The organism is Nocardia sp. NBC_01499, assembly GCF_045040275.1.
In the GTDB taxonomy this organism is placed as follows: domain Bacteria; phylum Actinomycetota; class Actinomycetes; order Mycobacteriales; family Mycobacteriaceae; genus Nocardia.
Window position 1 is genome coordinate 5,182,777 of the sequence record NZ_CP109426.1, and the last position, 14,092, is coordinate 5,196,868.

The following is a 14,092-nucleotide window of genomic DNA, read 5'->3' on the forward strand; positions in this document are numbered from 1 at the left end:
CGGATCGAATCGCCAGGCCCAAGGACCTGACGTACGAACCAGACGTGTGGCCTGCGTCAAGAGCGCGCACCGTGCGTCAAGTCGGGTGAGCTAGCGGTGTGGGTCACCCGCGGTGGCGAACAGACCTTCGAGGGCCGTGATGAAGAACGGGAAGTGGCCTGCGAAGCGTTGCAGGTTGCGGTCGCGGTCGAAACCGCCGAACCAGTAGAGGCCAGGTTGGGAGTCGGCGGAGGGGTTCAGGTCGCGGAAGGCGCGGATCCAGTTGTCGGCGCGGCCGCCGATCACCATGAACGGCAGCGCGCGGGAGAAGACGGTCTCCTGATCGATCGGCGGAACCTGTTCGCGCCGTGTCGATTCCAGGCCGCGCTGCAGTGCGCGAATCTGGCCGGTCAATGCGAGGCCGTGCGTGGTCCGGACGGGCAGGTACTTCGGCAGCAGCACGGTGGCGACACCGGCCAGCGCGATCGCGACGCCGACCAGTGCGTGACCCGAGGTGAGGGCGAGCGCGATCGTCGCGACGACACCGGCGACGATCAACGCGGCACCGAGCCAGAGCGGCAAACCGGGGCGACGGCGATTGCTGAAGGTGCCGCGGGTGACCGCGTCGGCGACGAGGGCGGTGCGCACCGGTCCGGAGTCGACCCGTCCCGGCGCGCGCAGTTCGGTGATGGTGACGGCATCGGTGCCGTCGGGTAGCAGCGCGCGATAGACGGACTTCTCGTAGTCACGCAATTGGTCGTCGGGCGCGTTGACCCGGGTGATCCGCCAGTCGGTCTCGCCGAGCGGCGTGACCCAGAGGTAGCGGCGGACCGCGAGATCCACCACCGTTGCGGCGATGTCGACCGGGTCGACGTGCTCGTCGAGCAGCAGGCCCGCCTCGCCGGGCAGTACCCCGTCCGGCGACGTGAACTGCACCCGCTCACCGTCACGCACCAGCGGATCGAGCGTCTCCGATCCGGTTCCGGCAGCGGCGTTTTCGCGCCGCGCGCGCAACACGAAGGCGGCAAGACCGGTCAGCGCGAGCAGCAGCACGCCGAACGCGATGAGCACCGGTGTGGTGATCGCGAACGGTCCGGACGCGCTGGTGTCGCGCACATCGGCGTTGCTCGGCACACTGCCCGGCGGCAGTTGCAGGGTGAGGTCGATGGCCTCGCCCTTCTTCAGATCGGTCTGCTCGAGATGCAGCACACCGTCGACCTCGGTCTTCACGTCGGCGCACGGCCTGGTGTTGCCGGGCGGACCGAGTTTGCAGTCGACGATGCCCATTTCGAAACTCGGGCTGATCAAGGTGGCGCTGATCGACGCGATATCGGTGCCCATCACGCCGAGCCAGTTGAACACCTGGCTGCCCGGTGCGTCGTTGACGAGGTTGTGCACCGAATAGGTGAACGTCGACTCGCCTGGTTTCGCCTCGATGGTGAATTGATCGTTCGCCACCGTCGCGGTACCGGCCCCCTTGGTGTCCACATCGGTGACCTTGAAGTAGCGCTCGACGTCGTCGCTCACCTTCAGTCGCAACGGCAGCGACATCCGGAAGGAACCGTCCGCCGGCACGTCGACCTGTTCGACCACCTCGAGCACGCCCTCGCGGCTGAGCTTCAGATCGGCGATGATGGTGACACCGCTCGGGGCGGGCTGGGTGTGGGCGATCGGGGCGGTCGCGAGCAATCCCACGGTGGCGAGCAGCAGCGCGCCTACGGCGCCCCCCCGAAAAGTCAGCATGGCTGCCTACTTTAGACAGCTTGCTATTCTGCGTCATCGGCTGTCGGTGATCATTGAGACGAGGGGGTACGGGGGCGTGACACAACCACCGTACGGATACGGACCGGTTCCGCCTGGTGGGCGACCGGTTCCGCCCCCGCCTGGGTACGGGCAGCCTGCCGCGCCCGGATACGGACCGCCGCCGGGCTATGGGCCGCCACCCGGATACGGACAGCAGCCCGGGTATGGGCAGCAGCCGGGATACGGGCAGCAGCCGGGTTACCCACCGGGATATGGTCCGCCACCTGGCTATTCGCAGCCTGGCTATGGTCCGCCGCCGGGACATCGCGCGCCGCCGCCGATGCCCTACGGTCCGCCGGGACGTCCGCCGCATCAGCCGCGGCGCAGGTCCGGCCGTGGCGGCGGGTGGATCGTCGTACTGGTCGTCGTGGTGTTCCTGGTCGCGGGTGGCCTGGTGCGCAACGCGATATCGACCGGCACGCACGACAGCAGTCCGTCCGGCCCCGCGCCGAGCCTCACCTTCGCCCCCGACGGTGCGATGGGCCCGGCCGAGACCGGCGCCAACCCGCTGCTGGCCGACCCGAGCACGACGCTCATCCCGTCACGCTGCGCGTACTCCCCGTGGGGCACCCAGGTGGACGCGGCGCGCAAGTTCTTCGAGAGCGCCGCGGGCTGCCTCGAGGCGGCCTGGAAACCCGTACTGCAGAAGCAGAACCTGCCGTTCACCGCGCCCGCGCTCAACGTCAGCGCGACCACCACCGGCATAACCACCCCGTGCACCGGCTCCACCAGCAACTTCGCCGCGTTCTACTGCCCGGCGAACAAGACCATCTACATGCCGATCAGCCAGCTGCAGACCGACTTCTTCAAGGACAACTGGATCGTCTACCTGTCCGTCTTCGCCCACGAATACGGCCACCACGTGCAAGCCATGTCCGGCATCCTGCGCAAAGCCAACAGCGACCGCGCCGACGCGGGCCCGCGCACGACCCGCGGTCTCGAGCTCTCCCGCCGAGTCGAGTTGCAGGCCAACTGCTTCGACGGTATGTACCTCAACTCGTCCTCCGGCGCTGGCTCACTCACCAACTCCCAGATCACCCTCGCCCGCAAAGACGCCTACGGGCGCGGCGACCAAGCGGGCGACATGCGCGACCACGGCACCGCCGACAACGGCGGCCAATGGTTCGAGCGAGGTTTGGATAAAAACCGTGCCGCCCAGTGCAATACGTTCACCGCGTCAGCCACCGCCGTGAGCTAGTCGGCGTCGCATTGTTGCGCCACTGTTCACCCATCGGTCAATCAGACGTCGAATGTGTGCGGCGCCAACCAATTCCGCGAGGCTCGACGGGGGCGGAGTTCTCACGCCCCGTCGGCAAAAGGGGAACTCGGACGGCGAGCGTAAGTGTTCTCCGGTGCCACGGTGATGACATCGCACACCTGCACCAGTTCCTCGGGCACATCGCCGCCGAAATGCGCTGTGCTCGGCACGATCACCGCATCCGAGTCGAGCCGCTGCGCCACCGTCATCAACCGCCCGATGACGTCGTCGGTCTCCGCACCGAACACCACAGTCTTGGCAAGGTCATACCCGAACCGCTGCGCCAAACTCCGGATAAGCACCTCATCCCACTGCTGTCGCGCCCCGGAAACATCTCGACGCAAATACCCGACCGCCGCTGGACGTCGCCTCATCAGACCACTCCCTTCCGCCCAAAACCATCCCGGTAAACCGCCATCCCCAGCAATGCCCACCCACTGCCAGTAACCCGCCACTGCACTGTTATTCGGCACGCACTGAACTGTGGTGAGTGGTAGGCGGCTCGGGACCAGGTCGATGCCACCAGTCCCAAGCGCCAGCTCCGACGCTACGAACGGGCGTCCGTTGCGGTCCATCAGCTTGCCCAAACTTGTCCGAGTTCGGCTGTTCGAACATGAATTGTGAGGCGGCGCGCGACCATTGGATCAGTGCTGGAATCCCAGTGCTTCCCACTAGCAGGGGGCAAACCCATGCGTCTGACGTTCCTCGGTAAGGGTGGCTCGACGGTAAACGACTGCCCGGCGTTGTATGCCACTGACCACGGCAGTTACTTGATCCAGGGGTGGCAAACGGGACAACCCGGAACCATCGAAATCCCGCACCTGATACTCGGATTCGCGGAATCACGGACATTTGTCGGCGCCCCGCTCACCGACACCGGACGCGGTACCTTCAGAATCACCGGGCGGCCGATCACCGACGCTGAAACGCTCGACCAGCTACACCTTGCCGACGACGAGACGGCGATAGAGGTACCGAAGACAGAGAGGACCTTCTACGGTGCAACTGCGGCAATCCAACCCCTGGCCTGACCTATTCCGTGAATGCCGACGTGCAGCGTTTCACCTCGAGGTCAGGGACGAGTACGTGGTGCCGATCGAGTCCGAGCCGTTCCGGCGCTTTCTCGACAATGAGCCCGACGACTACGCCTGGTTTCAGGACTGGGCTGCCAGCGCGCGGGAGCTCACTGCTCGGGGCGTCACCTTAAGTCGGGTCCGCGTCGTCACTATTCCGCATTCCGACTATCAGCGCTGGTGTCTAGCAGTCGCCGCGCGCAATGTCGGAGCGGGCGAGGACATTCGGTACTTGCCTCGCCAGCACGCCGGCGCCGTGCCGCCCGATGACTGGTGGCTGTTCGATGACGAGCTGGTTGCCTTCAACCTAGTTGATGAGAACGGAAAGGCGGCAGGCGCGGCGATAACCACTGATCCGAATATCGCCGCCTATTGCCGTTCTGTGAAACAGCGTCTGTGGGAGCTGGCGACGCCGTACGCCCAGTACGTCGACCAAGACGCCACTAGTACCGAGTAGTGACGAATAACGTTCAGGAAGCGAGGGAAGCGCTCGGGCAGCGGCTCAGAGAGATGCGCCGCACCGCCGGGATGTCCGGGCGCCAACTCGCCGAGCTGGCGGGGTGGCATCAATCGAAAGTCGAGCGACAACAGGTTCTCTATCGCGGCGACCATCGCTTCCGCATTCTAGCTGGCTATCACTCAACCGCGAGAGATCGCGATCTACACCCGCGCGTTCGAAATCCTCGCCAGGCAGGCGCTGGTTGGCAAGCCGGCGCGGGCGTTGATCGGTGCAGCACTGGATAGGCGGTGCGGTCCAGTACCGGAATAGATATGGTGGCGTGCGACCATATCGCACGCCGAGTACCTCCACACTACCCCTGTTTCGCCGCCGCCTTCGCCTGCTTCTTGAATTCCCTTACCTGCGCCAACGATTCGGCATCGGTCACATCGGCGACGGAGCGGCGGGAACCTTCGTCGCCGTAGGCACCGGCCGCTTCCCGCCAACCCGGCGGCTGCACCCCGCGCTGCTTACCGAGCAGCGACAGAAAGATCTTGGCTTTCTGTTCGCCGAAACCGGGCAGGGCTTTCAATCTGCGCAGCACCTCGTTTCCGTCGGGTTTGTCGGTTTTCCACAGGTTCTCGGTTTTCGCGTCGTAGTTCTCGATGATGTAGCGGGCGAGTTCCTGGGCGCGACGCGCCATCGAGCGGCCGTAGCGGTGGATGGCGGGTGGGGTGGCGCAGAGGTCTTCGAATTCTTTGGTGTCGGCCTCGGCGATGCGGTGGATGTCGAAGCCGCCCATCCGGTCGGCGATCTTCTTCGGGCCGCGGAACGCGTGCTCCATCGGATACTGCTGGTCGAGCAGCATGCCGAGCAGGGTGGCGAAGTGGTCCTCGGTCAATAGCTCGTCCGCCTCGACGTCTTGCGCCAGGCAAAGCTTGCGACTCATCGCCATTCCTTCCCACCGTGACAAACCTGCTCGGACGGATTCGATCATCTCACTTGTCATCACGGCGTGAAGGCGTCCTGCTCATCGCGGTCCCCGTTGCTCATGAAACCCGATTTCGTGACGGTCCTCACATACCTGGCGCGCGTCGCTATAGGGCCCCGCGTAGGCTCCTGCGCATGCCTCAGCAGACGGCAGTACCTACATCGGCACCCCACGAGGTGGCCACGGCTAGGGATGGACACGGGCCCATGGACACCTACACTTTGCGCCCCGATCGGTTCGATCGAGCAGGCCAGGATCAACTCGTCGACGTTCGCGACTTACAAGCCGCGCTGCCCGGTATCCGCAGGTTGCGGGATTGGGCCCACGACGCGCTCGCACTGCGGCCTGGCGAGCACGCGCTCGATATCGGCTCGGGCACTGGCACGGAGGTGATGACCTTCGCGGACGCGGTCGGTCCCGACGGAGCGGCGGTCGGCGTCGAGCCGGACCCGAACCTGCTCGCCTCCGCGGAACGCCGCGCCGCCAAGACCGGTTCGACCGCCAAGTTCCATTCCGGCGACGCCTACGGCCTGCCGTTCGGCGCGAGCAGTTTCGATGCCGCGTTGTGCGAGCGAGTGTTTCAGCATCTGACCGCGCCGGCCCGCGCCGCCAACGAGATCGCGCGGGTGCTGCGTCCCGGTGGCCGGGTCGTGGTGGTTGACAGCGACTGGGGCACCGCGATCATGCATCCGGGCGAGCGTCAGGTGGTCCGCGAGGTGGTCGACACGTTGATCTCCGCGACGACCAACCCGTTCTCCGGTCGCAGGCTGCCAGGCCAGCTGACCAAGGCGGGCTTGGTGATCGACGATATCGGCTCGCACGCGCTGGTGCAGGACCGCACGGTCGGCGTCGGCTCGCTGGTCACCCGCATTTCCGCGATGGCGGTGGCACGCGGCGTGATCACCGAGGAGCAGCGCGCGCGGCTGGTCGAGGACCTCGAGGCGGGCGCGGCCAGCGGCGATATCCACCTCTCGGTGACGATGTTCGCGGTGCTCGCGCACAAACCGAACTGATCAAGGACACCCACAGCGGGCGCGTACCGAGGTACGCGCCCGCTGTTTCGTCTACTTGTCGAGCAGCTTCTCGGTGGCCGCGAGCAACACGCAGGTGGCGAGGCCGTCCATCGCCTTCTCCAATTCGGGCAGCTTCGGGAAGCTCGGCGCGATCCGAATGTTCTTGTCCTCCGGGTCATTCCGGAGCGGGAAGGCCGAACCGGCGGCGGTGAGCGCGATGCCTGCGTCCTTGGCGAGGGCGATCACCCGCCCCGCGGTGCCCTCCATGACATCCAGGCTGACGAAGTAGCCGCCCTTCGGCTCCGTCCAGGACGCGACCTTGGACGCGCCGAGCCGGTCCTCCAGAATCCGCAGTACCGCGGCGAATTTCGGCTCCAGAACGGCGCGGTGCTTCTGCATGTGCGCGCGCACGCCGTCGGCGTCTTTGAAGAAACGCAGATGACGCAGCTGGTTGATCTTGTCCGGGCCGATGCTCCGCTTCCCCGCATGCCCGAGGTACCAGTTCAGGTTCGCGGCGGAACCACCGAGGAAGCTGACGCCCGAACCGGCGAAGGTGATCTTCGAGGTGGAGGCGAATACCAAGGGGCGGTTGGGGTTTCCGGCCGCGGCGGCGAGGCCGAGCACGTCGTACACGGGCGCCGCGGTGTCGGTCAGCGGGTGAACGGCGTAGGCGTTGTCCCAGATGAGGCGGAAGTCCGGTGCCGCGGCGGGCATCGAAACCAGTTCTCGGACAACCTCTTCGGAGTAGTTGACGCCGGAGGGGTTGGCGTAGTTCGGCACCACCCACATGCCCTTGATCTGCGGGTCGTTCGCGACCAACTCGGCGATGGCGTGCGCGTCCGGGCCGTCATGGTGCATCGGGACCGGGATCATCTCGAAGCCGAGCACCTCGGTGATCGAGAAGTGCCGGTCGTAACCGGGGGTCGGACACAGGAACTTCAGCTTGTCCTCGGCGGCCCACCGGCGCTCGGAGTCGTTGGTGCCGTACAGCATCGCGAAGGCGAGCACGTCGTGCATCAGCTCGAGGCTGGCGTTGTTGCCCGCGAGCAGGTTGTCCACCGGGATGCCGAGCAGCTCACCGAAGATCGCGCGCAGTTCCGGAAGTCCTTGCTGGCCACCGTAATTGCGGCAGTCCGTGCCCGAGCCGTCGCGATAGTCGCCGTCGCCGGGCAGCGAGAGCAGGTCGAGGGAGAGGTCGAGTTGTTCCGGCGAGGGTTTGCCCCTCGTCAGATCCAGCGTGAGCTTCTCGGTCTTGAGCGTCGCATAGTTCGCGTGCTGAGTATCGTGTTCGGACACGAGTTCCTCGTGGCTCATCAAACCGATCTGCGTTTGCCGGGGCATCCTGGGCAGCCTTTCGAAACAGCGGGGACGTGGGTTGTGGCCAGACCGATGTGCGGCGGCCGGACAGTCGGCCCGCCGAGCGCATCGTGCGTCGCCGGACCGTAGTTCACGTTACCCGTGCGTTGCTCGGATTTGGAGGCGTTATTCGACAGCCGGACTTCGGTCCGTGCGGGGGCCCCTCGAAATTAAGGGGACCCCGCGCACCCGGCAGAGCCCATTGACCCTTGCTGCCTTCCGGCCCTGGGGGAGTTCACAGGATGCGCGCCGCGCGGGATCCGTCGGCCAGTGTAGCCGCTCCCCCGCCCATTCCCCTCCACTGGGTGCCCGAAACCGGGTGAAAACCATGCCGAACTGGGACTTTACGGGTCCGAACGGACCCGTTTGGCGTCTACCCTCCCCGACCCGGTATGCTGCTCCACGGAGGATTCGCCTAGTGGCCTATGGCGCTCGCCTGGAACGCGGGTTGGGTTAACGCCCTCAGGGGTTCAAATCCCCTATCCTCCGCAGAGAAGACGCAGGTCGGGGGCTATTTTCGGATAGCCCCCGGGTTGCGGTCAACATGCGGTCAACACGACCGTTGCATCTGAGGCTCGATTCGGCGCACCCACAACCCTGTAGGCGCGACCCGAAGGTAACCAGATGTCGAGTATCCGCGAACGCACCACCAAGCGCGGCCCCTCTTATTTCCAAGTCCTCTACCGGCACAACAAACGTCAGTGCTCCGAACGCTTCGACACTCTCGACGAGGCCGAGCGCTGGCAGTCGGTCCTGGGTCTCTACGGTCCGGTCGAGGCGCTGAACTTCCTCTACACCGAAGCCGAGAACACCGACGCCGCCTCGGTGGTGCCCTATATTCACGACGCCTTCACCGAGATCATCGACAGCATGACCGGCGTCAAGCCGGGCACCCGGCATCGCTACCGCCGCGTGCTGGTCAACGACATCGAGCCGTTCTTCGGAGCCCTCTCCCCGGTGACGGTGTTCTGCGAGACGGTGATCGGCCGGTGGATCAACCACCTCGCCGAGAACGTCGGCAACGCCGCGAAAACCATTGCGAACAAACACGGTGTGCTGTTCGGCATCCTCAAGAAGCTCGCCCGTCGGGGAGTGATCCCGTCCAACCCGTGCGAGCAGACCGAGTTGCCGCGCGTGGTGCGTGCGGAGATGGACCACCTCGAACCCGAGAACTTTTCATCGGTCTCCACGAACCCGACACCTGTGCTGACCATCTTCAATCAGTCCAAATACAAGAGCGAAGTCGACAACGCAATCCAGTCGTGGAACTCCAAGGGGCGCGTAAAAGTGGTGTCGGTCGGTGACCGGCAACCCATCATCCATGTGTTCGACGAAAATCGTGCCGACGTCTCCTACGTCGGGCTTTACACCAAGAACGCCGACATCAGGCTCAACTCGCACTACATGGACACATACGGCCCCGACCTGAACAAAAACACCGTCCTGCACGAGATGGGTCATGCGCTAGGGCTGCGTCACAGCTGCGAGAACAACATCATGTTCGCCAGTGTCACACCAAAACTCGACTTCGGAGTCATCGATAACAGTTCCTACCGAACGATGTGGGGAGCGTCCTGATCATGCACGCAACCATCAAATCTGCCGCCGCGCGAGTCGTTCACCTCGCCGTCGCCGCGCTCGCCACAGCTGTCGTGGCAGGCTGTGCAGGGCCGCAGCCGTCACCGGAACCACCGGCACCGAATGTCGTCCAGGTCACCAGCGATACAGCATTCGATCCGGGCGATCCCAAAGCAGTCGCCGGCTGGGCCGACGCCATCTTCGTCGGAACTGTAGAGAAGTACCTGCACACCGAGGCCCCGGCGTCCGGCACGCCCGAGACTCAGTTCCAGGTGTCGGTCGTCACGGAACTCAAAGGTGACCTGCCTGCCAAAGTAGTGGTAAACCAGATCGGCGGCATCGCACGCAACCACGACCTCATCGTCGTCGACGGTATGCCGCTGATCTCCGCCGGGAAGTCCTACCTGTTCATCGCCAGGTACTACGCCGAAAAGAAATGGCTCACCATCGCCAACGGGCTCGGTGCTACTGAACTGACCGGCCCGAACCGGGCAAACCGTGAGGCCGAACCGGATGCCGTCAAACGCATGCGCGACGCCATCGCCCATCAGAAACCGTTCGCAGACGAGAACACACGGCCGAAACTGCCGGACCCCGCAAGCCTTCCCTCGGACGTGACCGGCACACCGACACCGCAGAAGACTCCGACCACGAGCCCTCCGTCGACCACCCCAACCAGATAGCCGCCCGCACTGACGGGCACCTCAACCCACACCGAGAACCCGAGCAGATCGCCCAGGTGGCCGAATTCTGACCAACAGACGATCGAACATCAACCGTGCGAGGCCGTGAAATCTACGGCCTCGCCGTCGTTTCGGTGCGGGACCGTGCGTGTGTGCTCCTGGAACCGGCGGCAGATGACATCGGCGTAGCGCGGATCCAGCTCGACCAGGCGCGCGGCTGACCCGTATCCATTGCCGACAGCAAAATAATCATCCATTGCCGACAGCAAAATAATCGACAACCTTGCCAACGCCACGAAAGACGGCGCCAAAAATTACGGTGGCGGCATATTCGTAGACGACAACTCACCGAACATTGCACTGAACATCGACGACAAGACACAATTCTCCGGCAACGACCCCGATGATTGCAGCATCGCCAAGAAGGGTTGCCACTGAGCCCCGCAGCGCGTAGTCGCCGCGCATCTCGGTGGTACTCGAACCGAGATGCGCGGGCGCACGACGCCGAATGTCGTTGCGGCACCGGCAAGGCGGGCCGAAGGCCGATTCAGAACGAGTAGGCGTCGACCTCGTCGAGGTAGCGGGCACGGGCGCGCTCGTCGATGAACGAGGCCTCGAAGGAGTTGCGGGCCAAGGTGCGTAGGTGATCAACGGTCAGGTCGAGGGCGTCCCGGATCCCGTCGAAGTTCTCGTGCACATAGCCACCGAAATAGGCCGGGTCGTCGGAGTTCACCGTGGCGACCAGGCCGAGTTCGAGCATTTTCCGCAGTGGATGGTCGGACAGCTTGTCGACCACGCGCAGCCGCACGTTGGAGAACGGGCACACCGTCAGCGGAATCCGCTCCCGCACCAGCCGCTGGACCAGCACCGGATCCTCCAGCACCCGTATCCCGTGGTCGATGCGCTCGACACCGAGCACATCCAGCGCCTCGGCCACATACGACGCCGGACCCTCCTCCCCGGCATGCGCCACCGCCCGCAACCCCAGCTCGCGGGCCCGCTGATAGACCGAGGCGAACTTGGCGGGCGGATGACCGACCTCCGCCGAATCGAGTCCGACCGCGACGATCCGATCCAGGTACGGCTCGGCCGAGCGCAGGGTTTCGAGAGCGGATTCGGCCGACAGGTCGCGCAAGAAGCACAGGATCAACTTGGTCGAGATGCCGTAGCGCTGTTCGCTGTCGCGCAGCGCCTTCCACAAGCCGTCGATAACGGTCGAGAAGGGGACCCCGCGCGCGGTGTGCGCTTGCGGATCGAAGAAGATCTCGGCATGCCGGACGCCCGCCGCGCGGGCGCGGACCAGGTACGCCTCGGCCAGGTCGGTGAAATCCTGCTCGACCCGTAGCACGTCCGTCAGCCGGTAGTACAGGTCGAGGAACGACTGCAGGTCCTCGAACCGGTAGGCGTGGTGCAGCTCGTCCACCGAGGCGAACGGCAGCTCGGCTCCGTTGCGTTCGGCCAGCGCGAAGGCCAGCTCCGGTTCCAGGGTTCCTTCGATGTGCAGATGCAATTCGGCTTTCGGTACGGGCATTCCGGGGATCCTAGCCTCGGTCCGTGGCGTCGACGCGACCCGCGGATTGCCAGCGATGACGGCCGGGGATTCCGCCTGTCGAATCGTGTTGACCACGTCACATCGCGTCCGTGCACCGGATGGCTAGTTGATCTTGTATATCCAGATCCCCGGGTTCGTCAGTTCACCGGAGGCCGACCACCGATACGTGCGCGCCAGGCCGGTGCCCGCATAGCCGTGCAGATAGTCCAACAGGTCCGCGCGGGTGGCGCGGCCGGATGCGATACCGTTCAGCGCGATCGTGGTCAGGTCGTAGGCTTCCACGGCGTTCAAGCCCGGACCTTGGTCGTTCATGGTCAGGTAGTCGAGATAGAACTTGCCGACGACCGGACCGCACGGGCACGACAGGATCGCACCGGTGGCCGCACCTTCCGACTGGGCAACGAAATCCACCCCGAGTGCGCCTTCGGTCGCGACGAAAGTCGCGGTAACGCCGCCTTGTTTCAACTGCCGGGTGAGCACGGCCGCCTCGGCGCTGTAACCGGAGTAGAGCACCGCGTCGGGCTTGGCGGCCACGACGTTGCGCACCACCGCGGTGAAGTCCCGATCGCCCTGCTTGACCTCGGCCCGACAGCCAGGGTCGGCCACGGCGCCGAGAGTCGCGACGATGTCGTGCGCCATCCCCTTGCCGAATCCCGAGTCGTCGTGGACGACGCAGATCTTTCCGAAATGTGCTGAGCCGAGCAGGTATTCGGCCACGGCGCGGCGATAGACCCCGTCGGTCGGCTGACCGCGGAAGAAGCCGCGCCAGGCCTTCGTAGGGTCGGCGGGAGTCGATCCCGGAAACAGGACCGGCAGGCCCGCGTTATCGAAAATCCCGCCGGTGGCCTGGATATCGGCGGACTGCGGGCCGATCAGTGCGACGATCGACGGGTCGGCCACGATCTGCCCAGCGATGTCGGCCGCGGTCTGCGGGGACCCGCCGGTGTCGAATTGCTTTACGGTGACCTGACATTCGGGGTTCGCCTTGGTGAACTGGTCGACGGCCAACTGCACGGCACCGGGCAGACTGCGGCCGGGCTTTCCATTGACAATCGCCGTCGTCGCGATGGTCACCGGCTTGCACACGGCCTTACCGTCGCCGCCCGCACTGGCCGCGGCGCTCGGCCTTGCCATCTCTTTGCCGTCGGCGTCGATCTGGGTCAGCGCCTGGAAGAGTGCCGGTCCGCCGCTGGTTCCGGGCGCGACGGCGCCGGACCAATCGATGGGCTGCTGCGCGACGGGTCCGGTGGTGCCGGTCTTCGGCTCGGCGTGGTCGGCGGTCGCCCAGCGGGTTGCTGCCACGATCGCGATCACGACGATCAGTGTCAACACTCCGATACCGGTGTAGCGCAACGTCCGGCTTGCTGACCTGGCGTCCCTCGAGTCGGGCAATGCGAACCGCGGCTCCACCAACGCCTGCCGCACCGCCGCCGCGAATTCCGTACAGGACTCGAATCTTTCACCGGGGCGCTTGGCCAGCGCCTTCGCCAAGACCGCGTCAACGCCAGGCGGCACGCTCGGTCGCAGGCTGTGCACCCGAGGCGGTGGATGCTGCAGATGTCCGGCAATCATCGCGGCCGGACTGCCCGCCGCGAACGGCGACTTGCCCGACAACAGCCAGAACAGGCTGCACGCCAACGAGTATTGGTCGGATCGGTGGTCGACGGGAGCGAAAGACAATTGTTCCGGCGACGCGTACGCCAGCGTCGCGGTCACCGTTCCGTTCTCGGTCAGGTGCCGTGACTCGTCACGCAGGCGGGCAATACCGAAGTCCGTCAACAGGACCCGCTCGCTCTGGCCCGCGGTCGCGCTGGCCAGCAGGATGTTGGCGGGCTTCACATCGCGGTGCAGCACGCCCGCCGCATGCGCGTAGTCGAGCGCCTTCGCCGTCTCGGCGATGATCTCCACCGCCTGCTCGGGCGGCAGCACCTTCGGGTCGAGGGCGGCGGCGTCGATGCCGTCGACGTACTGCATCGATATCCACAGCAGGTCCTCTTCGACACCGCGGTCGTACACCGTCACGATGTTCGGATGGTCCAGCCGCGCGACCAGCTCCGCCTCGCGCTCGAAGCGCGCCCGAACCTCGTTGTCGGTATACAGCTCCGGATCGAGCACCTTCAACGCGGTCAGCCGAGGCAACCGCGGATGCTGCGCCAGATACACCGCCCCCATGCCGCCGCGACCCAGTTGACGCTTGATCACATATCCTGCGAAAACCTCACCAGGGCGCAGCATCCAGTCCCCTCAGCCGTCGAGTCCGCCGAACCGGGCACCGCTCGACCGAGTTCGACGCCGACCGCGGGTAGCACCGACGAGCCGCCGGACCCCGACCCGAATGCATCATCGCTCGTCGTACCCATACTAGCT

Annotated in this window: 14 protein-coding genes, 1 tRNA gene and 1 other RNA gene; 8 read left to right on the forward strand and 8 right to left on the reverse strand. The window is 65.4% G+C overall.

What is annotated here, in order from left to right; all coding sequences use genetic code 11:
- Positions 1-90 precede the first annotated feature (90 nt).
- Positions 91-1,722: a DUF2207 family protein gene (locus tag OG203_RS23655; protein WP_405159464.1), complete on the reverse strand. Its 1,632-nt coding sequence runs from the start codon at positions 1,720-1,722 to the stop codon at positions 91-93.
- A 76-nt stretch (positions 1,723-1,798) separates the two neighbouring features.
- Between OG203_RS23655 and OG203_RS23660 the strand changes: the two genes are divergently transcribed.
- Positions 1,799-2,980: a neutral zinc metallopeptidase gene (locus OG203_RS23660; RefSeq protein WP_405159465.1), complete on the forward strand. Its 1,182-nt coding sequence runs from the start codon at positions 1,799-1,801 to the stop codon at positions 2,978-2,980.
- 101 nt (positions 2,981-3,081) lie between these two features.
- On the opposite strand, the gene OG203_RS23665 is transcribed toward OG203_RS23660, so the two are convergent.
- Positions 3,082-3,414: a hypothetical protein gene (locus OG203_RS23665; protein WP_405159466.1), complete on the reverse strand. Its 333-nt coding sequence runs from the start codon at positions 3,412-3,414 to the stop codon at positions 3,082-3,084.
- Between the two features lie 273 nt (positions 3,415-3,687).
- Between OG203_RS23665 and OG203_RS23670 the strand changes: the two genes are divergently transcribed.
- Genes OG203_RS23670 through OG203_RS23680 form a run of 3 tightly spaced genes read left to right on the forward strand, consistent with a single transcriptional unit; the run spans position 3,688 to position 4,857 of the window.
- The gene (locus OG203_RS23670; RefSeq protein WP_405159467.1) at positions 3,688-4,071 is read left to right on the forward strand and encodes a hypothetical protein; all 384 of its coding nucleotides are present in this window, start codon (positions 3,688-3,690) and stop codon (positions 4,069-4,071) included.
- Positions 4,040-4,570 carry a DUF6879 family protein gene (locus OG203_RS23675; RefSeq protein ID WP_405159468.1) on the forward strand — a complete coding sequence of 177 codons (531 nt, stop codon included), beginning with the start codon at positions 4,040-4,042 and terminating at the stop codon, positions 4,568-4,570. The genes OG203_RS23670 and OG203_RS23675 overlap by 32 nt, the downstream gene beginning before the upstream one ends.
- Complete coding sequence (locus OG203_RS23680; RefSeq protein ID WP_405159469.1) at positions 4,570-4,857, forward strand: helix-turn-helix domain-containing protein; 288 nt, start codon at positions 4,570-4,572, stop codon at positions 4,855-4,857. The genes OG203_RS23675 and OG203_RS23680 overlap by 1 nt, the downstream gene beginning before the upstream one ends.
- Before the next feature lie 68 nt (positions 4,858-4,925).
- On the opposite strand, the gene OG203_RS23685 is transcribed toward OG203_RS23680, so the two are convergent.
- Positions 4,926-5,501 carry an HhH-GPD-type base excision DNA repair protein gene (locus OG203_RS23685; RefSeq protein ID WP_405159470.1) on the reverse strand — a complete coding sequence of 192 codons (576 nt, stop codon included), beginning with the start codon at positions 5,499-5,501 and terminating at the stop codon, positions 4,926-4,928.
- A gap of 248 nt (positions 5,502-5,749) precedes the next feature.
- On the opposite strand from OG203_RS23685, the gene OG203_RS23690 reads away from it, so the two are divergent.
- Positions 5,750-6,556, forward strand: coding sequence for a methyltransferase domain-containing protein (locus OG203_RS23690; RefSeq protein WP_405159471.1), 807 nt, complete (start codon positions 5,750-5,752; stop codon positions 6,554-6,556).
- A gap of 51 nt (positions 6,557-6,607) precedes the next feature.
- Here the strand turns inward: OG203_RS23690 and OG203_RS23695 are convergent, their stop codons facing one another.
- Both OG203_RS23695 and ffs read right to left on the reverse strand, forming a co-directional pair.
- Positions 6,608-7,897, reverse strand: a complete 1,290-nt coding sequence (locus OG203_RS23695) for an aminotransferase class I/II-fold pyridoxal phosphate-dependent enzyme (RefSeq protein ID WP_405159472.1) — start codon at positions 7,895-7,897, stop codon at positions 6,608-6,610.
- Between the two features lie 185 nt (positions 7,898-8,082).
- An RNA gene (gene ffs, locus OG203_RS23700) (signal recognition particle sRNA small type) lies at positions 8,083-8,177 on the reverse strand.
- 139 nt (positions 8,178-8,316) lie between these two features.
- Between ffs and OG203_RS23705 the strand changes: the two genes are divergently transcribed.
- The 3 genes from OG203_RS23705 to OG203_RS23715 all read left to right on the forward strand — a co-directional run bounded on the left by OG203_RS23705 (position 8,317) and on the right by OG203_RS23715 (position 10,173).
- A tRNA-Ser gene (locus OG203_RS23705) sits at positions 8,317-8,401 on the forward strand.
- A 135-nt stretch (positions 8,402-8,536) separates the two neighbouring features.
- Positions 8,537-9,490 carry a M12 family metallopeptidase gene (locus tag OG203_RS23710; protein WP_405159473.1) on the forward strand — a complete coding sequence of 318 codons (954 nt, stop codon included), beginning with the start codon at positions 8,537-8,539 and terminating at the stop codon, positions 9,488-9,490.
- Between the two features lie 2 nt (positions 9,491-9,492).
- Positions 9,493-10,173, forward strand: coding sequence for a hypothetical protein (locus OG203_RS23715; RefSeq protein WP_405159474.1), 681 nt, complete (start codon positions 9,493-9,495; stop codon positions 10,171-10,173).
- 89 nt (positions 10,174-10,262) lie between these two features.
- Here OG203_RS23715 and OG203_RS23720 read toward each other — a convergent pair whose 3' ends face one another.
- The 3 genes from OG203_RS23720 to OG203_RS23730 all read right to left on the reverse strand — a co-directional run bounded on the left by OG203_RS23720 (position 10,263) and on the right by OG203_RS23730 (position 13,960).
- Positions 10,263-10,430 carry a hypothetical protein gene (locus OG203_RS23720; protein ID WP_405159475.1) on the reverse strand — a complete coding sequence of 56 codons (168 nt, stop codon included), beginning with the start codon at positions 10,428-10,430 and terminating at the stop codon, positions 10,263-10,265.
- Between the two features lie 290 nt (positions 10,431-10,720).
- Positions 10,721-11,704 carry an adenosine deaminase gene (locus OG203_RS23725; protein ID WP_405159476.1) on the reverse strand — a complete coding sequence of 328 codons (984 nt, stop codon included), beginning with the start codon at positions 11,702-11,704 and terminating at the stop codon, positions 10,721-10,723.
- A gap of 123 nt (positions 11,705-11,827) precedes the next feature.
- Entirely contained in the window at positions 11,828-13,960 is a 2,133-nt protein-coding gene (locus OG203_RS23730) for a bifunctional serine/threonine-protein kinase/ABC transporter substrate-binding protein (protein ID WP_405159477.1), read from the reverse strand.
- Positions 13,961-14,092: the final 132 nt, after the last annotated feature.